The sequence below is a fragment of the Myxococcus sp. CA033 genome, assembly GCF_013336625.1.
GTDB classification, from domain to species: domain Bacteria; phylum Myxococcota; class Myxococcia; order Myxococcales; family Myxococcaceae; genus Myxococcus; species Myxococcus llanfairpwllgwyngyllgogerychwyrndrobwllllantysiliogogogochensis.
Window position 1 is genome coordinate 211,832 of the sequence record NZ_JABUMU010000014.1, and the last position, 20,061, is coordinate 231,892.

15 protein-coding genes are annotated in these 20,061 nt (G+C 69.7%); 10 read left to right on the forward strand and 5 right to left on the reverse strand.

Annotated elements, in window-relative coordinates; all coding sequences use genetic code 11:
- Positions 1-195 precede the first annotated feature (195 nt).
- A complete protein-coding gene (locus HUA78_RS28590) occupies positions 196-768 on the reverse strand; it encodes a hypothetical protein (protein WP_174477589.1) in 573 nt (190 codons plus the stop codon).
- 95 nt (positions 769-863) lie between these two features.
- On the opposite strand from HUA78_RS28590, the gene HUA78_RS28595 reads away from it, so the two are divergent.
- Positions 864-2,735: a BamA/TamA family outer membrane protein gene (locus HUA78_RS28595; protein WP_174477590.1), complete on the forward strand. Its 1,872-nt coding sequence runs from the start codon at positions 864-866 to the stop codon at positions 2,733-2,735.
- 340 nt (positions 2,736-3,075) lie between these two features.
- Here HUA78_RS28595 and HUA78_RS28600 read toward each other — a convergent pair whose 3' ends face one another.
- Entirely contained in the window at positions 3,076-3,852 is a 777-nt protein-coding gene (locus tag HUA78_RS28600) for a UPF0489 family protein (RefSeq protein WP_141648867.1), read from the reverse strand.
- Between the two features lie 117 nt (positions 3,853-3,969).
- Here HUA78_RS28600 and HUA78_RS28605 point away from each other — a divergent pair, with 117 nt between their 5' ends.
- Positions 3,970-6,177: a S9 family peptidase gene (locus tag HUA78_RS28605; RefSeq protein WP_174457603.1), complete on the forward strand. Its 2,208-nt coding sequence runs from the start codon at positions 3,970-3,972 to the stop codon at positions 6,175-6,177.
- A 142-nt stretch (positions 6,178-6,319) separates the two neighbouring features.
- On the opposite strand, the gene HUA78_RS28610 is transcribed toward HUA78_RS28605, so the two are convergent.
- The 3 genes from HUA78_RS28610 to HUA78_RS28620 form a co-directional block, all read right to left on the reverse strand.
- Positions 6,320-6,523 (reverse strand): cold-shock protein, encoded by a 204-nt coding sequence (locus HUA78_RS28610; protein WP_015352191.1) that lies wholly within the window; start codon positions 6,521-6,523, stop codon positions 6,320-6,322.
- A 189-nt stretch (positions 6,524-6,712) separates the two neighbouring features.
- Positions 6,713-7,930: a 2-oxoglutarate dehydrogenase complex dihydrolipoyllysine-residue succinyltransferase gene (odhB, locus tag HUA78_RS28615; protein WP_174477591.1), complete on the reverse strand. Its 1,218-nt coding sequence runs from the start codon at positions 7,928-7,930 to the stop codon at positions 6,713-6,715.
- Positions 7,920-10,808: a 2-oxoglutarate dehydrogenase E1 component gene (locus HUA78_RS28620; RefSeq protein WP_174457601.1), complete on the reverse strand. Its 2,889-nt coding sequence runs from the start codon at positions 10,806-10,808 to the stop codon at positions 7,920-7,922. The genes odhB and HUA78_RS28620 overlap by 11 nt, the downstream gene beginning before the upstream one ends.
- A gap of 295 nt (positions 10,809-11,103) precedes the next feature.
- Here HUA78_RS28620 and fabI point away from each other — a divergent pair, with 295 nt between their 5' ends.
- The 8 genes from fabI to HUA78_RS28660 all read left to right on the forward strand — a co-directional run bounded on the left by fabI (position 11,104) and on the right by HUA78_RS28660 (position 20,060).
- Positions 11,104-11,937 carry an enoyl-ACP reductase FabI gene (gene fabI, locus HUA78_RS28625; RefSeq protein ID WP_141645697.1) on the forward strand — a complete coding sequence of 278 codons (834 nt, stop codon included), beginning with the start codon at positions 11,104-11,106 and terminating at the stop codon, positions 11,935-11,937.
- Between the two features lie 164 nt (positions 11,938-12,101).
- Positions 12,102-12,488, forward strand: coding sequence for a response regulator (locus tag HUA78_RS28630; RefSeq protein WP_141645696.1), 387 nt, complete (start codon positions 12,102-12,104; stop codon positions 12,486-12,488).
- Positions 12,489-12,492: 4 nt separating this feature from the next.
- Positions 12,493-13,359 (forward strand): response regulator, encoded by an 867-nt coding sequence (locus tag HUA78_RS28635; protein WP_141645695.1) that lies wholly within the window; start codon positions 12,493-12,495, stop codon positions 13,357-13,359.
- Complete coding sequence (locus tag HUA78_RS28640) at positions 13,356-14,585, forward strand: protein-glutamate O-methyltransferase CheR (RefSeq protein ID WP_174463188.1); 1,230 nt, start codon at positions 13,356-13,358, stop codon at positions 14,583-14,585. Before HUA78_RS28635 ends, HUA78_RS28640 begins: the two co-directional genes overlap by 4 nt.
- The gene (locus HUA78_RS28645) at positions 14,582-15,127 is read left to right on the forward strand and encodes a chemotaxis protein CheW (protein ID WP_174457600.1); all 546 of its coding nucleotides are present in this window, start codon (positions 14,582-14,584) and stop codon (positions 15,125-15,127) included. Before HUA78_RS28640 ends, HUA78_RS28645 begins: the two co-directional genes overlap by 4 nt.
- Positions 15,117-17,288 carry a response regulator gene (locus HUA78_RS28650; RefSeq protein WP_174477592.1) on the forward strand — a complete coding sequence of 724 codons (2,172 nt, stop codon included), beginning with the start codon at positions 15,117-15,119 and terminating at the stop codon, positions 17,286-17,288. Before HUA78_RS28645 ends, HUA78_RS28650 begins: the two co-directional genes overlap by 11 nt.
- On the forward strand, positions 17,285-18,355 hold the full coding sequence (locus HUA78_RS28655; RefSeq protein WP_141645691.1) for a chemotaxis protein CheB: 1,071 nt from the start codon (positions 17,285-17,287) through the stop codon (positions 18,353-18,355). Before HUA78_RS28650 ends, HUA78_RS28655 begins: the two co-directional genes overlap by 4 nt.
- A gap of 88 nt (positions 18,356-18,443) precedes the next feature.
- Entirely contained in the window at positions 18,444-20,060 is a 1,617-nt protein-coding gene (locus tag HUA78_RS28660; protein WP_174477593.1) for a methyl-accepting chemotaxis protein, read from the forward strand.
- The last annotated feature ends 1 nt before the right edge of the window (position 20,061 follow it).

Genomic DNA, 20,061 nt, shown 5'->3' on the forward strand with positions numbered 1-20,061 from the left:
GGCCGAGCCGGCCCGTGGCTCGGCTTCCTCGTGGACAGGACGCACGAGAGGTTCACTGAGGCGCCATGACGGAGCCGTGGGCCGTGGCTCGAGCTCTGCGTGGACAAAGAGGACGCGCGAGGTTCACTGAGGCGCCATGACGGAGCCTCGGGCCGTCGAGGAGCCTCATGGGAGGGCGCGCGGCCCGGGACAGGGTCAGGTGCGGGGGATGTTGTCCTGGAGGTGTTCGAGCGCCGCGTGCCAGCGTGTGAGCTGCTCCGGGGACACGTCGAGTCGCGCGAGCCACGCCTGGAAATAGCGCTCCAGCTCGGCGGACCTGGGATGGCTGCCTCGGTGATGGCGGATGAAGTCCTTGTAGTTCTGGACTTTGTCGGCGCGGAGCATGTCGTTGACCTCGGGCTCGGCGCTGAGCGCGATGTCGTCGGGCCCCTTCAGGTCCGGTCGATGGGACAGCGCGGCATTGGCGGTCTCCCGGTAGTCCAGCGCGAGCGCGAGGACACGCGGCTCATCGCTCACACCGTCGACGGGAGGCACGGAGAGGTCCGCTCCGGTGGCGAGCGCGTGGGCCCAGGCGGCGGCTCGTGCGTCATCCTCCTGAACCAGCGGGTGCAGGCAGTACGCGCGTTGGGCGTGGTCGCTCGCGCCCAGGGCTCGGAGGACCCACAGGCCCTCGTTGATGTGGTGCAGGTATGGGATGCCGGAGCGCCGAGCGCGGCGCCGTCCGTAGAACGTCTGAATCGCGCGGTACTCGCGGGCATCCGCGTCCATCTGGCGAGGATGACAGTCGGCGCTCCACGCCGCAATCCGGAGGGCCGTGCGATGAAGATGCTCACGCGGAAGGCCGCGCATGCCAGGATGGCGGCGTGGCGCTCCCGCTGCTCGTGCTCATCGTCGTTCCTCTCACCCTGTCCTCGTTCCAGGCGGAGCCCGTTCCCGAGACGCCGGCTCCCGCCGTCGCGTCTCCTGCTCCATCGCCAGGCGAGGCCCGTGCGACGGAAGAAGGGGAGAAGGCTCCGGCGGGGACCTCCGTGGAGCCCGCGCCAGCGCGTCCCCAGGGCCTCTCCCAGGAGAACTACGAGGAAGCCCTCATCGTCGAGGCGCTGACGCGTCACGGCCGTCAACTGGAGCCGTCACCCGAGGGCATGCCGCTGGCCGAGGTGCTCGTCGACACCGAGGAAGTGGTCGCGGAGAGCGACCCGTATCCGAACTTCCTCAACATCTTCCACATCCGCACCCGCGAGGAGGTCGTCCGACGCGAGGTGTTGCTCCCACCGGGGCAGCCGTATTCCACGCGGCTCGCGGACGAGACGGCGCGCAACCTGCGGGGGCTGCGGTTGTTCTCCGTGGTGCGAGTCGTCCCGGTGAAAGGGAAGGTGCCCGGGACGGTGGCGCTGCTCGTCGTCACCAAGGACATCTGGTCGCTGCGCCTCAACAGTGACTTTTCCGCGGTGGGCTCTCTGCTGCAGTACCTGCGGCTCCAGGGCACGGAGCAGAACTTCCTGGGCCGAGGCAAGAAGCTGGCGCTGGACTTCACCCTCCGCCTGGACACGCTGAGCTTCGGACAGAGCTACACCGACCCGCGCGTGCTGGGCAGCCGCTGGTCCTTGAGTGAGTCCGCCGCGCTCATCATCGGACGCGAGAGCGGCAAGGCCGAGGGCTCGCGGGGAAGTCTCTCCGTCAGCCGTCCGCTCTATTCGTTGTCCACGCCGTGGAGCGTGAGCACGTCCGTCGCGTGGAACGTGGAGACCAATCGCATCTACCGGGGCGCGGAGATATGGCAGCTCCCGTATCCCGACGGCCCGACGGTGCCCTACGTGTACCGGACGGAGGAGGTCGCTGGCGCGGCCTCGTACACGCGCTCGTATGGCCTGCGCTACAAGTGGAACGTGAGTGGCTCGCTGGGCGCGTACCACTACTCCTACGACCCGCCTTCCTCGTCGATGCTGACGGAGGGTCAGTCCGACTGGTTCCGCCGCAACTACCTGCCGCGCGCGGAGGACGCGGGCTACGCCTCGTTGTCCCTGCGTGCCTTCGAGGCGCGGTACGAGGTGCTGCGCGACGTGGACTCGTACGTGCTCTCGGAGGACTACCAGATGGGCCACTGGGTCTCCGCGACGGTGCGCTATGCGCCTCCTGTCTTCGGGGACGACAACCACTTCACGGAGGCGGGGCTCGCGGCGCGCTACCGCCTTCGCTGGGGCGAGGCGCTCACCACCGTGTCCGCGTCAGGCGCCATCCGTCGGCAGCTCGGTGAGGGCGCGACGTGGAACAATCGTCACTGGGCCGCGGAGCTGGCGCAGGTGTCGCCCAAGATTCTGGGCGGGCGCTTTGTCGCGCGCGGCCTGCTGGATGTGAACATCGATGACCTGTTCGACCGAATCACGCTGCTGGGCGGTGGCAACGGGCTTCGCGGCGCACCGGCGGATGAGTACTCCGGCAAGCGGATGCTGCTGGTGAACGTGGAGTACCGCACCGCGCCCGTCGTCATCAAAACGGTGCACGTGGGCGGGGTGCTCTTCCTGGACTCGGGCAGCGCGTTCAACGACAGGCCGGACATGGTGACGTCGGTGGGCGTGGGCCTGCGCGTGCTGTTCCCCCAGTTCAACGTCGTGCCGTTCCGCCTCGACTTCGGCTACGTGCTCAACGGAGACCGTCCTCCCGTGGGCAGCCGCTTCTCGCTCGCGGGCGGTCAGGTCACGGACCTGCGGCCGAGCTTCCTCGACTCGCCGCTGTAGCGCGTCCAGCGGTGCTGCTCCCGCTCACAGCGGCTCGCTCGGCTTGTCGTGGTAGCGCTGAGTCGCCACGAGCGGGTGCCGGCTCGCTCACGGCGGCTCGTTCCGCTTGTCGTTGTCGCGCTGAGTCGCCACGAACGGGTGCCGGCTCGCTCACAGCGACTCGCTCAGCTTGTCGTTGTAGCGCTGAGTCGCCACGAACGGGTGCCGGCTCGCTCACGGCGGCTCGTTCCGCTTGTCGTTGTAGCGCTGAGTCGCCACGAACGGGTGCCGGCTCGCTCACAGTGGCTCGTTCAGCTCGCCACGTTCGCGCGGAGTCACTCCGAACCGGCGCCGCCGTGCCTCACGGCGGCTCGACGCGCAGTAGCTCGCGGAACAGAACCTCCGCCGCATCGCGGAACAACTCACCGGAGGCGAGCAATCCACCGCAGTGATGCGGCTCGCGCGCCAGCGTCATCGCCACCGTGCGCTTCAGCACCGCGTCCCAGAAATCCTCGGAGCCCTCGGGCAGGAGGAACTCGCGGATGATGGCGCGAGGCCACGGAATCACCGTCGTCGGGTCCGCGTCGCTCAGCGACGTGAAGCAGTCCAGGTCGATGTCGAGCAACACCTGGTCCGCGCGCTCCAGGACATCTCGCACCGCGTCACCGGGCGCGGGGTGATTCCACGCCTCGGACGCGCGGTCCACGGTGGGCACCACCACCAGTCGGTGCGAGCGACCCTTCGTGTCCACGTAGGTCTCGCCCGCGAAGGAGCCCCGGGGCCGAGTCCTGGCCACCAGCAAGGCATCCCCCACCAGCCCCGCCTCCATGGCCGCGAGGATGTGGTCGTAGTTGCGCACGTCCAGCGACCACCGGGCGTGCTCGTCCAGCGCGCGCAGTCCCGCCGAGCGGTCGGGCACCTTCCCGGGCTCTCGCGGCACCACCACGTCCAGGTGCCTGTCGAGCGTCACCAGGAGGGCAGGGGAGCCCGACTCCCCGAGCGCGCACGCCCACGAAGGGAGCGCCAGCCGATGGGGGTCGAAGACATAGGCGTCCGAGGGCCCTCGCCCGCCTCCCAGCCCCAGTCGGATGATGCCCGCCAGCCTCAGGTGCCGCGGGGCGTCGTCTTCGGTCTGCATCCCTCGGGAATCCTCACGTCCGTTGTGGGTTTGCTCAGCTTGCGCGGCGGCCGAGTGTAGGCTCCCCCGCACCTTTCCGTGAAAGGAGCCCCGCCACCGGCGGGATTTCGACGACCCATGCGCCAGGTACTTACCGCCGCGCTCCTCTTCGTGAGCACGTCCGCACTCGCCCAGGAGATGAAGCCCCTACCCATGTCCCAGACGGAGCGGAAGCAAGACACCTTCCTGCGACAGCTCACGGAGACCCGCAACTTCTCGAGCGGTCGCCCGGTGAGCATCAAAATCACCCCCGACGAGAAGCAGGTCCTCTTCCTTCGCACCCAGCCCACCTCCAACGTGCAGACGCTCTACGCGTTCGACGTGGCGTCCGGGCAGACGAAGGAGGTCCTCACTCCCGAGGCGATTCTCAAGGGCTCCGACGAGACGCTCACCCCCGAGGAGAAGGCCCGCCGCGAGCGCATGCGCGTCAGCGCCCGAGGCTTCACCTCGTACCAGGTTTCGGATGACGGCACGCGCCTGCTCGTCCCCTTGTCCGGCCGCCTCTACGTGGTGGAGCGCGCCAGCGGCAAGGTGACGGAGCTCAAGACGGGCCCCGGCGTGCTGGACCCGCGCTTCTCCCTGGACGGCAAGCAGGTGGCCTATGTCCGGGACAATGACGTCTACCGAATCGACGTCGCCGCGAACAAGGAACAGCGGGTCACCAAGGGCGGCTCCGACGCGAAGTCGCACGGCGTGGCCGAGTTCGTCGCCCAGGAGGAGATGAGCCGCTTCTCCGGTTACTGGTGGAGCCCGGACGCGAAGTCGGTGGCCTACACCGAGTCCGATACCGCCGAGGTGGAGAAGCTCACCATCGTCGATGTGATGCACCCCGAGCGCGGCGGCGAAATCTTCGCGTACCCGCGCCCCGGCAAGCCCAACGCCAAGGTGCGCCTGGGTGTCACCCCCGTCACCGGCGGCAAGACGACCTGGGTCCAGTGGGATGCGGCGAAGTACCCGTACCTGGCCACCGTGACGTGGGCGAAGGGCGCCCCGCTCACCATCCTCGTGCAGAACCGGGTGCAGACCGAGCAGCAGCTGCTCGCGGTGGACCCCGCCACGGGCAAGACGCGCGAGCTGCTGGTGGAGAAGGATTCCGCCTGGCTCAACCTGGAGCAGGACTTCCCGCTGTGGCTCGAGGATGGCAGTGGCTTCCTCTGGTACACCGAGCGCAACGGCGGCCCCGAGGTGGAGCAGCGCAAGGCGGACGGCTCGCTGGAGCGCAGCGTGGTGAAGCCGGACGCGGGCTTCCGCGGCATGACGCGCTTCGTCCAGAAGGACCACACCCTGTACTTCAACGGCGGCCCCAACCCCACGCAGAGCGCGCTGTGGCGCGTGAAGGCGGGCGGCGCGCCGGAGCGCGTGACGGGCAACAAGGACGGCGTCGAAGGCGGCTCCGCCTCACGCGACGGCAACGTGCTCGTCGTCAACGGCTCCAGCCTGAAGAGCATGAGCCGCACCCAGGTGCTGCGCGCGGATGGGACGAAGCTGGGCGAGCTGCCCGAAGTCGCGCAGGAGCCGCCCTTCATCCCCAACACCGAGGTGCGGCAGGTGGGCCCCAAGGGCTTCTGGGCCTCCATCACCCGCCCGCGTGACTTCAAGGCGGGCAAGAAGCTGCCCGTCATCGTGGAGGTCTACGGCGGCCCCACCACCACCGTCGTCCACCACAGCATGGCGGCGCACCTGATGCCGCAGTGGATGGCGGACCACGGCTTCATCGTCGTGAAGTTCGACGGGCGCGGCACCCCGCTGCGCGGCGCCGCGTGGGAGCGCGAGGTGAAGTACGACTTCGCCACCATCACGATTGAAGACCAGGCCGCCGCCATCCAGGAGCTGGCGAAGGTGCTGCCGGAAATCGACATCAACCGCGTGGGCATCGAGGGCTGGAGCTTCGGCGGCTACATGGCCGCGCTCGCCGCCCTCCAGCGCCCAGACGTCTTCAAGGCCGCGGTGGCCGGCGCCCCGGTGGTGGACTGGCTCGACTACGACACCCACTACACCGAGCGCTACCTGGGCCTGCCCCAGGAGCACCCGGAGGCGTACGAGAAGAGCTCGCTGCTCACCTACGCGAAGACGGACAAGCCCATTGGCAAGCTGCTGCTCATCCACGGCACCGCGGATGACAACGTGTACTTCTTCCACACGCTCAAGCTCAGCGATGCGCTCTTCCGCGCCGGCAAGCCCCATGAACTCCTGCCGCTCAGCGGCCTGACGCACATGGTGCCGGACCCGCTGGTGAAGGAGCGCCAGTGGGAGCGCGTCATGGAGCACTTCAAGAAGAACCTGTGATGTGATTCCGGGCTCCGGGCGTTCGCGCCCGGGGCCTGTCCCCGTACCCCGCAAAAGCAAGAGGCCCGGTTCCCTCAACTCCAGGGGCGGGCCTCCGTTCATCGGCCCTCCGCGCGGAAGGGCCAGGACCTACGACGACGTTTCAGCCCGCGCGAACGTTCTGCGCCTGCAGACCCTTGGGGCCGCGCGTCACCTCGAACTCCACCTTCTGACCCTCGGCGAGGGTGCGGAAGCCATCCATGTTGATGGCGGTGTGGTGGCAGAAAACGTCCTCACCTCCGCCGTCCTGGGTGATGAAGCCGAAGCCCTTCGCGTCGTTGAACCACTTCACGGTACCGGTTGCCATTGCACTTCCTTCAGTCTCGCGGGGCGACGTGTGAGAGCCGCCCGTTCTTCCCGCCCCCCGACGACCGGGAGACAATGTCCAGTTGTAGTGAAACGCCTGCCTGGAAGTCCAGCCAGCGGCCTGGAATGCCCGAGTTGCACTGAGCTCGGGCCTCCCTGGTAAGTCGCGGCGCGGCGCGTCACCTACAACTCAGACGTCGAGGAGAAGGCGCTCCGGGTCCTCGATGCACTCCTTCACGCGCACGAGGAACTGGACGGCCTCGCGGCCATCGATGAGCCGGTGGTCGTAGGTGAGTGCGACATACATGATGGGGCGGATGACAATCTGCCCGTCGCGGACGACGGCGCGGTCCACGATGTTGTGCATGCCCAGGATGCCCGTCTGCGGCGGGTTGATGATGGGCGTGGACAGCATGGAACCGAAGATGCCGCCGTTGGTGATGGTGAAGGTGCCGCCCTGGAGGTCGGCCAGGCCCAGCTTGTCGTTGCGAGCCCGGGTGCCCAGGTCCGCGACGCCCTTCTCCAGCTCCGCCAGGGACAGCTTGTCCGCGTTGCGCAGGACGGGGACGACGAGGCCGCGGCTGCCGCTCACCGCCACGCCGATGTCGTAGTAGTGCTTGAAGATGACGTCTTCGCCGTCAATCTCCGCGTTGACCTGGGGAAAGGCCTTGAGGGCTTCAATCGACGCGCGGACGAAGAAGCTCATGAAGCCCAGCTTCACGCCGTGCTTCGCCTGGAACTTCTCGTTGTACTTCTTGCGCAGCGCCATCACCTCGCCCATGTCCACCTCGTTGAAGGTGGTGAGCAGGGCGGCGTTGGACTGGGCCTGGATGAGGCGCTCCGCCACGCGCTTGCGCAGGGGCGTCATGCGGACGCGCTCCTCGCGGGCGGCGTTGGGGCGGGGGCCCGAGGGCTGGGCGGGGGCGGCGGGCTGGGAAGGCGCGGCCGGGCGGTTGAGCTGACCGAGCACGTCCTCCTTGGTGATGCGGCCGGCGGTGCCGCTGCCCTTGAGCTGGGTGACGTCCAGCTTGTTGTCCTCCGCCATCTTCCGGGCGGTGGGCGTCATCCGCGCGTCCGCGCCAGCGTCGGCGGGAGCGACGGCGACAGGGGCCGGGGCAGCAGCCGCGGCGGGAGCCGGAGCGGCGGCGGGCTTCGCGGCGGGAGCGCCGGCACCCGCCTCGATGAGGCCGAGCACGTCACCCACGCGCACCTTGTCGCCCTCCTTGAAGGCGACGCTGGCCAGGGAGCCGGCCGAGGGCGAGGGCACGTCGATGGTGACCTTGTCGGTCTCCAGGACGACGAGCGGCTCGTCCGCGGACACCGCGTCACCCTGCTTCTTGTTCCACTTGCCGACGACTGCTTCGGTGATGGACTCGCCCAGCGGGGGCACTTTCAGTTCAACGGCCATTCTTGGTCCCTCGGAAGATGGCTTCCTCGATGATGAGCTGTTGCTCGATTTCGTGAGTCTTGGGGAAGCCGGTTGCGGGGCTGGCGGCCTCCGCGCGGCCGATGTAGCCCAACTTCACCTGCTGCTGCGAGCGCGACGAAGCCAGGTCGTGCAGTCGCGGGAACATGAAGTGCCACGCGCCGGCGTTCCGGGGCTCCTCCTGCACCCAGAAGATCTCCGCGAGCTTCGGCAGCTTGCCGACCAGGTTGGCCAGCTCGTCGAAGGGGAACGGGTAGAGCTGCTCCAGCCGGACGATGGCGATGCTGTCGTCCTTGCGCTCGTCGCGCGCCTTCACCAGGTCGTAATAGACCTTGCCGCTGCAGAGCAGCAGCCGCGTCACGCCTTCCGGGGCGACCTTGTCCAGGATGACCTCCTGGAAGGAGCCCGTGGCCAGCTCGTCCAGCTTGCTGGTGGCCTCCGGCCGGCGCAGCAGGCTCTTGGGCGACATGATGACCAGGGGCTTGCGCACCGGGCGCAGCACCTGACGGCGCAGGAGGTGGAAGATCTGCGCGGGCGTGGTGGGGTAGCAGACCTGGATGTTGTCCTCGGCGGACAAATCCAGGAAGCGCTCCAGGCGAGCGCTGGAGTGCTCGGGGCCCTGGCCCTCGTAGCTGTGCGGCAAGAGCAGGGTGATGCCGCTGAGCCGGCGCCACTTGCTCTCCGCCGCCGCGATGAACTGGTCGATGATGATTTGCGCGCCGTTGGCGAAGTCACCGAACTGGGCTTCCCAGATGGTGAGGCCGTCCGGCACGTCCAGGCTGTAGCCGTACTCGAAGCCCAACACGCCCATCTCCGACAGGGCGCTGTTGACGACCTGGAAGCTGGCGCGGCCGGTGGCGAACTGCTTGAGCGGCGTGTACTCCTCGCCCGTCTGCACGTCGTGCAGCACCGCGTGGCGGTGGCTGAACGTGCCGCGCTCGCAGTCCTGACCGGACAGGCGCACCGGGTGGCCCTCGGAGAGCAGGGTGGCGTAGGCGAGCGTCTCGCCCTCGCTCCACTGCAGCTCCTCGCTGTCGAGCATGCCCAGGCGCTTCTTGATGACGGTGCGCTCCACGTCGCGGTGGACATGGAAGCCCTCGGGCACCGTGCTCAGCTGCTGGAGCGCGCCGCGCAGCTTCGCCTTGTCCACGCGGGTGGCGACCTGGGGCGCGTTCTTCACCGAGCCGCCCTGGTAGGGCTTCCACAGGCCCTCCAACGCGCTGGGCTCCTTGAACTGGCTCTCCTGCCGCGCGCGGACGAGCGCCGCGTCGAACTCCTGGAGGCAGCGCTGCTTGATGGCCTCCGAGTCCTCCGCGGAAATCCGCGACTGCTCCGCCAGCGCCTTCGCGTAGAGCGTGCGCACCGTCGGGTGCTTGCGGATGAGCTCGTACATCGCCGGCTGGGTGAAGGACGGGTCGTCACCCTCGTTGTGGCCGTAGCGTCGGTAGCAGATGAGGTCGATGACCACGTCGCTGTGGAACGTCTGCCGGTACTCGGCCGCCAGTCGCGCCACGTGGACGCACGCCTCCGGGTCATCCCCGTTCACATGGAAGATGGGGATGTCCAGCATCTGCGCGATGGCCGTCGCGTAGATGGAGGAGCGGGAGTCATGCGGGTCGGTGGTGAAGCCGACCTGGTTGTTGATGACGACGTGGATGGTGCCGCCCGTCGCGTAGCCCTTGAGGCCGGACAGGTTGAGCGTCTCCGCGACGACGCCCTGGCCCATGAAGGCCGCGTCGCCGTGGATGAGCAGGGGCATGACGCCCACGCGCTCGGTGTCCCCGCCGCGCTCCTGCTTGGCGCGCACGCGGCCCTCCACCACCGGATTGACGGCCTCCAGATGGCTGGGATTGAAGGCCAGCGACAGGTGCACGTTCTTGCCCTGGCGCGTGGTGTGGTCCGACGAGAAGCCCATGTGGTACTTCACGTCGCCGCGACCCAGGTACGCCTTGGGGTCCTTGGGGCCGTCGAACTCGCTGAAAATCTGGCTGGGCTGCTTGCCCAGGATGTTCGTCAGCACGTTGAGGCGGCCGCGGTGGGCCATGCCGATGACGATCTCCTTCAGGCCCATGCCCGAGCCGACCTCGGCGATGGCATCCAGCATGGGGATGAGCGCCTCGCCACCGTCCAGGCTGAAGCGCTTGGCGCCCACGTACTTGGTGTGGAGGAAGTTCTCGAAGCCCTCCGCGTAGGAGAGCTTGGTGAGCAGGTGGCGCTGATCCTCCACGGTGAAGTCCGTGCGGTTCTCGCTGTGCTCCATCCGCTGCATCAGCCAGCGGCGGCGCTGGCTGTCGAGGATCTGCATCACCTCCACGCCGATGCTGCCGGTGTAGGTCCTGTGCAGGCGCGTCAGGAGGTCGCCAAGCTTCACGCGCTGCTGCGGGAAGGTGTTGCTGCTCTCCACCTCCTGCTCACGCTCGCGCGCGGAGAAGTGGCTGTCGTCCACCATGCCCACGTCCGCGACGTGCTCCAGCGCGGGGCGCGGGCGGCCGAGCGGATCCAGGTTCGCGCGCAGGTGGCCGCGCAGGCGGAAGGCGAACAGCGCCTGGTCCACCTTCGACTGCAGCTCCAGCGCCTGGGCCTGGGCCGTGCTGGCGGGAGCCACGGGGGCAGCGGCGGCGGGCGCGGGCGTCTGGGCCGCGGCCGGAGCCTTGCCATTGGCCTTGGCCGCGGGTGCGGCCGGCGTGGGGGCCTCCAGCAGCTTCGCGTTGAAGATGGGACGGCCGGCACCATCGTTTCGCTCGAACACCTCGCGCCAGCTTGAATCCACGCTGGCGGGGTCCTCGAGATAGCGGGCGTAGAGCCCCTCGATGAAGTCGATGTTGGCGCCGGAAAGGAACGTGTCCTGGAAGTTCGCCATGGCGGTGTCGTCTTTTACTGGAAGGGCGCCCCGTTGGGGGTTTTTCGCGGCATCTTTGTTGAGCCTCGGGGGGCACCCCAGGGGTATGGCCGCTTCAGGGGAGCAGGAGGATTCATGCCCCTGTTGAGCGCAGCTTCACCCTTGGAATTCCCACGGACCGAAACCCTGCTTCCTCCCCGGGATGGGAAGACCCGGACACCCGGGGACTCCCATCGCCCGTTTCGTCCCGTTTCGGGCGAAAGGAGTGCTAGACAGCCCGCTCCCCACCCCTTCCTCTCCCACGAGGCCGCCGCACATGCTGCTCCAGGGTAAGAAGCTGCTCATCACCGGGGTCCTCACTCCCCAGTCCCTCGCCTTCGGCATCGCCGAGCACGCGCTCGCGCAGGGCGCGGACATCGTCCTGACCGGCTTTGGCCGGGCCAAGTCGCTCACCGAGCGCAGCGCCAAGCGCCTCAAGGCGGGCACCGAGGTGTTGGAGCTGGACGTGACGAACCCCGCCCACTTCACGGCGCTCACGGAGTCGCTCAAGCAGCGCTGGGGCCGGGTGGACGGGGTGCTGCACAGCATCGGCTATGCCCCGGACGACGCGCTGGGCGGCAACTTCCTCAACACGCCCTGGGAGAGTGTCCAGACGGCGTTCCGCATCTCCGCGTTCTCCCTGAAGGAGCTCGCCGTGGCGTGCATGCCGCTGATGCCCCCGGGCGGCTCCATCGTCGCGCTGGACTTCGACAACCAGAACGTGGCGTGGCCCATCTACGACTGGATGGGCGTGTGCAAGGCCGCGCTGGAGTCCACCGCGCGCTACCTGGCGCGCGATTTGGGCCCCAAGGGCATCCGGGTGAACATCCTGGCCGCGGGGCCGCTGGCCACCATGGCGGCGAAGGGCATCCCCGGCTTCAAGGCGCTGGAGCAGGGCTGGGGCAAGCAGGCCCCCCTGGGCTGGAACTCCAAGGACAGCCACGACATGGTCTCCAAGACCGCGTGTGCCTTGTTGTCCGACTGGCTGCCCTCCACCACGGGCGAAATGATCCACGTGGACGGTGGCTACCACGCGATTGGCGCACCGCCGGTGGACCTCAAGGCGGACGAGGGGGCACAGCCCGCAGCGTCCAAGCCGGCGAGCGAGTAGGCCGGAGGGGGCGAACCCCGAGGTCATCCGACACCTGCCCGCCCGCTGTCACGGCGGGCGGACCCCCCCGCTATCTACCGTGTGAGGCCTCACGGTAGAGTCTCCAACGTTTCGCAGGGGTATCCCGCCGCGTGGGCGAGCCTTTGCGCAGGAGCCGTGGCACCGTGAGCACCAACAGCACCAAGGTCTTGCTGGTGGACGACAGCCCGACCGTTCGGAACATCGTCAAGATCTACCTCATGAACCTCCGGGTGGAGGCGCTGGAGGCGGACGATGCGACACGCGCACTGAAGATCCTCCAGCTCGTCCCGGTGAATCTGGTCATCGCGGACATCAACATGCCGGGGATGGATGGCATCACCTTCGTCAAGGAGGTGAGGGCCAGCCGCAACGCGCAGCTGCGCACGGTGCCCATCCTGCTGTTGACGGCGGAGAAGAGCGTGGACCTGCGCCAGCGCGGCACGGAGGCGGGCGCCAACGCCTTCATCCAGAAGCCGGTGTCCCACCACGAGCTGACGGAGACCGTCCGTCAGTTCCTGTCCAAGGCCTGATGCCGTGAGCCTGCCGTCCCTGCTGCTCGTCGACGACAGCGACGCCATCCTGGCGCTCGAGCGCGCCATCCTCTCCGGCCACTACACCATCCACACGGCGAGCAACGGCCGCGAGGCGCTGGAGAAGGTCTCCCGCCTGCGGCCCGCCGCGGTGTTGCTGGACCTGTCCATGCCGGAGATGGACGGTGACGAGGTCCTCCAGCGGATGAAGTCCGACTCCGCCACGGTGGACATCCCCGTCATCATCATCTCCTCGGAGAAGTCCCGCGCGGAGGCGTGCATCGGGTTGGGGGCGGAGACGTTCCTGGCCAAGCCCTTCCGCGCCGACGAGCTCCTGCTCGCGGTGGGCGAGGCGCTGGCCAACTCGCGGCGGCGCGCGCGCACCGGCTCGCTGCTGGTGCTGCGGGTGACGGTGGGCACGCTGGAGTTCGCCATTCCCCTGGACTCGGTGCGCGAGGTGCTGCTGCACCCGGCGACGCGGCCGTTGCCCACGGCGCCTTCGTACCTGCGTGAATACGTGGAGGTGCGGGGCGAGGCGCTGTGCGTGCTGGACGTGGCGCGGCGGCTGAGCGTGGAGCACTCGATGCCGCGCGTGGAGCGCATGCTGGTGGTCATCCAGGTGGACGGGGTGGCGCTGGCGCTCGCGGTGGACACGGTGAAGGACCCGGAGGAGTACGCGGCGGCGGACATCGACCGGCGCGAGCGTGTGGGCGGCGCGGACCACGGCCCGCTGCGCGAGGGGCTCATCGGCATGTTGCGCTCGGGTGGCCACCTGCTGCCCATCCTGGACCCGCGGGTGTTCGTCGCGCGCGGCCTGCTGCGGGAGCTGCCTCGGATGGTCGAGGCCGCGGAGGCCAGGCGGAGCGCATGAGCGCAGAGCTCGACCCGCGGCTTTTGACCCGAGCGCGGGAGGTGGTGTCATCCATCACCGGCTTCCGCGACGACGCCATCGCCAACGAGGCGATGGAGCGCGTCGTGCGTGGAGAGCTGGCGCGCGGACGCTCGTCGGCGGACCTGCTGGGGGAGATGCTCTTTCCCCAGTCGACGCTGTCCGGCACGCTGGTGCGCGCGGCCCTGGTGGGGGAGACGTACTTCTTCCGCCAGCCCGAGCACTTCCGCTACCTCTCCCAGGTCGGCGTGCCCGCGGCCCTGCGCCGGGGCTCGCTGGCGCTGCGCGGCTGGAGCGCGGGCTGCGCCACGGGCGAGGAGGCGTACTCGCTGGCCGCCGCGCTGCAAGCCTCCGTGCCCCACGGCTTCCCGGTGGAGGTGCTGGGCACGGACCTGCACGAGGCCAGCCTGGAGACGGCGCGGCGTGCCTCGTACGGCACCTGGTCCCGGCGCGAGTCGGCGCCCCGCCTCTTCCCGCTCTACCTGGACGGCGTGGACCGACAGGTCACCATCCTCCCCGTCGTCCGGCGCATCACCTCCTTCGCGCAGTCCAACCTGCTGGCGCCGCTGCCCGAGCGCTTTGGCCGCTTCGACTTCATCTTCTGCCGCAACGTGCTCACCTACTTCTCCCTGTCCGCGCGGGAAGCGGCCATCGCCCTGCTGGCCCGGGCGCTCAATCCCGGCGGGTTGCTCTTCCTGGGCGCCGTGGAAGCGGACCGGGTGCCCGCGGGCATGGTTCGCGAGGGCACGCCGGAGCTCCAGACGTTCCGTCTGCTGGGGCCGGGCGAGTCCGCCTCGCCCACGCCCGTGCCCCGCTTCGTGGAGCGCGCCGCGCCGCCCGCGCCCCTCATCCGTCGTCCCATGGCCACGCCCGCGCCCGTGCGCGCGCAGGTGACGCCGCCGCCGCCGCCCGCGCGACTCCACCTGGAGGCGCTGGAGCGAATCGAGGGGGGCGACGTGGACGGTGCGTCGGCGGTGCTGGAGTCGCTGGTGCGTCAGGCGCCCGACTATCTGCCGGGCCTGTTGGAGCTGGCGCTCCTGCGCGAGCGCTCCGGGGCTCGCGAGGCGGCGGTGCCGCTGATGCGGGCTCTGCGCATGCGCGCGGAGAGACTTCCTCCGGACCAGCTCGTGGACGGGCCCGAAGCCCTTCCGGCGCGGTTCTATCAGGCGTCCGCTGACGCCTACCTCAACCTGGGGGCGCTCGAATGAAAATCCTTCCTCGGAGCATGGAGGAGGCTCAGGAGCAGGAGGCGGTGGAGCTCCTGGAGAGGCGCGCGTCCCGGCTGCGTGAGCAGGCGGAGACGACCGTCGAGGAGGCGGTGCATTGGATCGCCGAGTTCCCCCTGGGCGAGGAGCGCTACGCGCTCTCCCTGGAGATGCTCCGCGCGGCGCTGCCGCTGCGCATGGTGACGCCGGTGCCGCTGTCCGCGCCCCATGTCGTCGGGGTGCTGCGCTTCCAGGGCCAGGTGCTCTCCGCGCTCAGCCTCGCGTCCATGCTGGGAGGCCATGGCTGGCGGCAGGACCCGGCGGTGCTGCTGGTGGTGGACCGAGGCGACGGCGAGCTGTGCGCGCTCGACTGTGAGGCCATTCCCCGGCCCACCACCCTGCCCATGAGCGTGGTGGAGGCCGCGCGCGTGCGCGCCGAGGGGCCGGTGATGGAGGTCTTCACCCAGGACCGCCAGCTCATCCACCTCATCGACCTCAATCGCCTGTTCACCACGCGCTCGACGGGAGGACGCAATGCCCGTTGACCCGATGCTGCAGGGGCTCGTCACGGGCTTCGCCGTGGAGGCCCAGGAAGTCATCCAGAAGGTCACCATGGACCTGCTGGAGCTGGAGCGAGAGGGCCTGGATGCGGGCGCGCTCGCCAGGCTCTACGTCCGGCTGGGCCGGCACCTGCACACCCTGAAGGGCAGTGCCTCCAGCCTGGGCCTTCAGGATTTGGGCGACATCGCCCACAAGCTGGAGGATGCGCTGGCTCCGCTGAAGGCGAGCACGCGCAAGATGCCCCGGTCCGTGGTGGACGTGCTGCTGCACGGCCTGGACCTCTTCATGCTGCGCGCCCAGGCCCACGCGGATGGGCGGGGTGACGCGCTGCCCGACCCGGCCGCCGCGCTGGCGCAGTTGGTGGCCGAAGGGCCCCCGCCCGAGACGGTGGGGGCGCTGCTGGCGGGCGCGGCCCCCGCGTCGGCCCCCGTCGAGCCCTCCACGACGCCCGAAGAGAATGCGCTGGTGGAGGCCGCGTCGGCGCTGAATCCGCAGGACGCGGTGCCGGAGTCGGCGGACACGGGCTGGCGGGTCAGCGTGCGGCAGGTGACGTCGCTGATGCGCGAGGTGGAGCGGCTGCGCGAGGTGCGCCTGCGGGTGGAGGAGCGCGGCCGCGAGCTGGACCGCGTGGTGACGGTGCTGGCCAAGCAGGGGCTGCTGGCGGAGACGGCCGAGGCGCGCACGCTGCTGTCCGGCACGTCGCGCTCGCTGCGCACCGATGGCGAGGAGACGAGCGACATCGTCGACGCGCTGGAGGATGGACTGAAGGCCATCACCACGCGCCCGGTGCGCACGATTCTGGATCCGCTCCAGCGCATGGTGCGAGACCTCTCGCGCCAGCTCGGCAAGGAGGCCCGGCTGTCCGTCGTGGGCTCGGAGCTGTCGCTGGACAGGCGCCTGTTGGAGAAGCTCCAGGGCGCGCTGGTGCACCTGCTGCGAAACGCGGTGGACCACGGCCTGGAGATGCCGTCCCAGCGCGAGAAGGCGGGCAAGCACCACGAGGGCGCGCTCACGCTGCGCATCGAGCAGCAGGGCAACCTGCTCTTCCTGGAGTGCTCGGACGACGGCGCGGGCATCGACGTGATTCGCGTGCGCAAGGTGGCCGAGTCGCGCGGGGTCGTCACCTCCGACGAGGCGGAGCGGCTCAACGAGAACCAGGTGCGGGACCTCATCTTCCGCCCCGGCTTCAGCACCCGCTCCGACGTGACGGACACCTCCGGCCGCGGCGTGGGCCTGGACGCGGTGCGCGCGTCGGTGGAGGGGCTGCAGGGCCGCATCGAGGTGAACAGCACGCCGGGCCAGGGCACGCGCTTCGTGATGACGCTGCCGGTGGACCTGGGCAGCTCGCCGGTGCTGGTGGTGCGCGCGCTGGAGCAGCTGGTGGGCCTGCCGATGCTGGCGGTGGAGGCCACGCAGCTGGCGCGCGCGGACTCGCTGCGCATCGGCAAGCGCAAGGCGCACCTGGAATACCAGGGGCAGTTGTTGCCGGTGGTGGACCTGGGAGCGCGGCTGGGCCTGCGGGCCCTGGCGCCTCCGGTGGAGGGACAGCCGCTGCTCATCGTCCAGAGTGGCGGCAAGCGCGTGGCGCTGGGCGTGGACGCCGTGGTGGGAGACCGGGACCTGGTCATCCGTCCGCTGCCGTCCGAGGTGCGGGACGTGCCCGCCTGGCAGGGCGCGGCGACGCTGAGCCGGGGTGAGCTGTTGCTCATCTGCCGGCCGGACTGGCTGGTGACGGAGTCGGGGCAGGCCGCGGTGGCCGCGCAGCGCCGGGCGCTGGTGGTGGACGACTCTCTCACCGCGCGCGCGCTGCACCGGGCGATGCTGGAGGCGGGTGGCTTCAGCGTGCATCTGGCGGCCAGTGGCGCACGCGCCCTGGACCGGCTGGCGACGGACACGTACGACGTCGTCATCTGCGACCTGGACATGGAGGAGATGGACGGAACGCAGCTCATCGCCCGCCTGCGCGAGAAGAAGGAGACGTCGTCCTTGCCCGTCATCCTCGTCTCCGCGCATGACAGTGCCGCCGCGCGGGAGCGGGGCATGGCGGCGGGCGCGGATGGCTATCTCAGCAAGCGCGAGTGTGCCGCGGGTCGGCTCCTCGCCGAGGTGCTCGACGTGATGAGTCGCAGGGGAGGGCGCGCATGAACACCCGTCGCCCGATTCGCGTGCTGGTGGTGGACGACTCGCCCACCATGGCCAATACGCTCACGGCCCTGCTCACCGAGGACTCGCGCATCGAGGTCGTCGGTCGGGCTGGGGACGGCAACCGGGCCGTGCAGCTCGCGCGCCTGCTCCGTCCAGACGTCATCACCATGGACCTGCTGCTGCCGGGCCTGGACGGGCCGGCGGCCATCGCGGCCATCATGTCCCAGTCCCCCGCGCGGGTGCTGGTGGTGAGCGCCGTGGCGGAGCAGCGGGGCGTGGACCTGGGCTTCCAGGCGATGAGCGCCGGCGCGCTGGAGCTCATCGGCAAGCCCAACGTCACCAACGTGGAGGAGCTGCGCCGGTGGGGGCGCGACCTGGCCCACTCGGTGTGCCTCATGGCGGAGGTGCCCGTCATCTCCCGCCGCCAGCGCACCAACTCCGTCACGCCGCCGCCCATTGGCGCGCGGGTGGACGTCTTCGGCGTGGTGGCCTCCACGGGAGGCCCGCCCGCGCTCGCGGAGCTGTTGTCCAAGCTGCCCCGCGACCTGCCGGTGCCGCTGCTCATCGCCCAGCACATCACCGTGGGCTTCACCCAGGGCATGGTGCGCTGGTTGTCCCAGGTGACGCCGCTGACGGTGGACGTGGCCCGGGACGGTGAGCGGCTGGAGCCGGGCCGGGTGTACTTCCCCCAGGACGGGCAGGATTTGCTGGTGGACTCCGCCGGCCTCGCGCGCATGCAGCGCAGCCGGGGAGGGCCCTGCCCCAACGGAGATGTGCTGCTGTCGTCGCTGGCCTCGGCGTTCGGTCGGCGCAGCGGTGGCGTGGTGCTCACCGGCATGGGCGAGGACGGCGCGCGGGGCCTGTTGGCCATCCGCAACGCCGGGGGCGTCACCTTCTCCCAGGACGAGGCCACGTCCGTCGTCTACGGCATGCCGCGCGCGGCGCTGGAGCTGCGCGCCACGGACCAGGGCGTGCCGCTGGCCTCCGTGCCGGACCTCATCCTCCAGAGCTGCATCCCTCCCAACTTCCGCTCCGGTGGACGCGGAGAGGGCGGAGTGGGCCGATGACCTCGCCCGTGCATGCTAGTCCCGAGTCGTTCGCATTCGCCCCGCGCTCGCGCGGGCGTCGTCCCGAAGTTTTCCGGGTGGTGATGCCGTGAGCACCGAACAGACCTCGTTCACCACGCAGCTTGGCCAGCAGTTCCGTCAGTCGCTCGGACTGGCGCCGAAGCTCGTCCTCGTCACCACGCTCGTCAGCGCCACGGTGGCCGCCATCCTCACCGGCATCGCCACGCGGCGGCTGGAGAGCGACCTCATCGACAGCCACATGGGCGAGGGGCAGCTCTTGTCCCGCAGCCTGGCGGTGGCCGCCGAGCAGGGTGTGACGGCGGGTATCGCCGCGCTCCAGCCCATGCTGGACGTGTCGCGCACCAGCGAGGACATCACGTACGTCTTCCTGACGGACGCCACCGGCAGTGTCCTGGCGCACAGCCTCCCCGGCGCCTTTCCGCAATCGCTGAAGGAGGCGACGGCGGCGCAGGGCGAGGTGAGCGCGGAGACGGGCTGGGGCGCCGTGCTGGAGGTCGAATCCGAGGGGAAGACGCTCCACGCGATGAACGTGTCGGCGCCGGTGGCCGGTGGCCGGCTGGGCGCGGTGCACGTGGGCATCTCCCGGGACCACATCGACGAGCTGGTGTCCGCGCTGCGCTGGCGGATGATGGGCTTCGCGCTCCTCCTCGTCGCTCTGGGCGTGGCGGTGGCGGCGGCCTTTGGGCGCAGCATCGTCCGGCCCATGCGTGAGCTGACGGAGGTCGCCGGCCACATCGTCGAGTCCGGAGACCTCACCCGTCCCATCCAGGTGAAGAGCGGCGACGAGGTGGGCCGGCTGGCCAACTCCTTCGCGCAGATGGTCGCCCGGCTGCGCGAGGTGACGCTCAACCTCCAGCAGGCGGCGCAGGCGCTCACGCAGTCCACCGAGCACCTCAACACCTCCTCCACGGACCAGGCGCAGACCATCTCCCGTCAGGCCGCCGCGCTCCAGGAGACGCAAGTCACGGCGCAGGAAATCAAGCAGACCTCCATGCTGGCCGCGCAGAAGGCGGAGAGCGTGCTGTCGGTGGCGGAGCGCGCGGATGCGCTGGCCCGCTCGGGTGAGGCCGCGATTGAGCAGACGATGGCGGGCCTCAACGACATCCGCGTCCAGGTGGGCGAGATTGCCCAGAAGATTCTCGAGCTGGGCGAGCGCACGCAGCAGATTGGCGGCATCACCCAGACGGTGAAGGACCTGGCGGACCAGTCCAACATGCTCGCGCTCAACGCGGCGATTGAGTCGGTGCGCTCGGGGGAACACGGCAAGGGCTTCGGCGTGGTGGCGCGAGAAATCCGCGCGCTGGCGGACCAGTCCATCCAGGCGACCACGCGGGTGCGCGAGCTCCTGGACGACATCGCCAACTCGGTGACGGCCGCGGTGCGAATCACCGAGCGCGGCGCCGAGCGCATGGAGGCGGGCCTGGCCCAGGTGCGCACCAGCGGGCAGAACCTGCGCGAGCTGTCGTCCATCGTCCAGGACAACGCCGCCGCCGTCCGTCAGATTGCCGCCGCAGTGAGCCAGCAGAACGTGGGCATCAACCAAATCACCCTGGCCGTGAATGACCTCTCCAAGATGATGGATGAGACGGTGGCCCGCATCGGCTCCACGGGTGAGGCGGCCACCACGCTGCAAATCATCTCCGAGCAGCTCTCCAGCGCGGTGAAAATCTACCGCGTCGAGTAGC

Coding starts and splice junctions, on each gene's coding strand:
- HUA78_RS28590 (WP_174477589.1), bottom strand. CDS start 768: ATGGACGCGGATGCCCGCGAGTACCGCGCGATTCAGACGTTCTACGGA.
- HUA78_RS28600 (WP_141648867.1), bottom strand. CDS start 3,852: ATGCAGACCGAAGACGACGCCCCGCGGCACCTGAGGCTGGCGGGCATC.
- HUA78_RS28605 (WP_174457603.1), top strand. CDS start 3,970: ATGCGCCAGGTACTTACCGCCGCGCTCCTCTTCGTGAGCACGTCCGCA.
- HUA78_RS28610 (WP_015352191.1), bottom strand. CDS start 6,523: ATGGCAACCGGTACCGTGAAGTGGTTCAACGACGCGAAGGGCTTCGGC.
- odhB (WP_174477591.1), bottom strand. CDS start 7,930: ATGGCCGTTGAACTGAAAGTGCCCCCGCTGGGCGAGTCCATCACCGAA.
- HUA78_RS28620 (WP_174457601.1), bottom strand. CDS start 10,808: ATGGCGAACTTCCAGGACACGTTCCTTTCCGGCGCCAACATCGACTTC.
- fabI (WP_141645697.1), top strand. CDS start 11,104: ATGCTGCTCCAGGGTAAGAAGCTGCTCATCACCGGGGTCCTCACTCCC.
- HUA78_RS28640 (WP_174463188.1), top strand. CDS start 13,356: ATGAGCGCAGAGCTCGACCCGCGGCTTTTGACCCGAGCGCGGGAGGTG.
- HUA78_RS28645 (WP_174457600.1), top strand. CDS start 14,582: ATGAAAATCCTTCCTCGGAGCATGGAGGAGGCTCAGGAGCAGGAGGCG.
- HUA78_RS28650 (WP_174477592.1), top strand. CDS start 15,117: ATGCCCGTTGACCCGATGCTGCAGGGGCTCGTCACGGGCTTCGCCGTG.
- HUA78_RS28655 (WP_141645691.1), top strand. CDS start 17,285: ATGAACACCCGTCGCCCGATTCGCGTGCTGGTGGTGGACGACTCGCCC.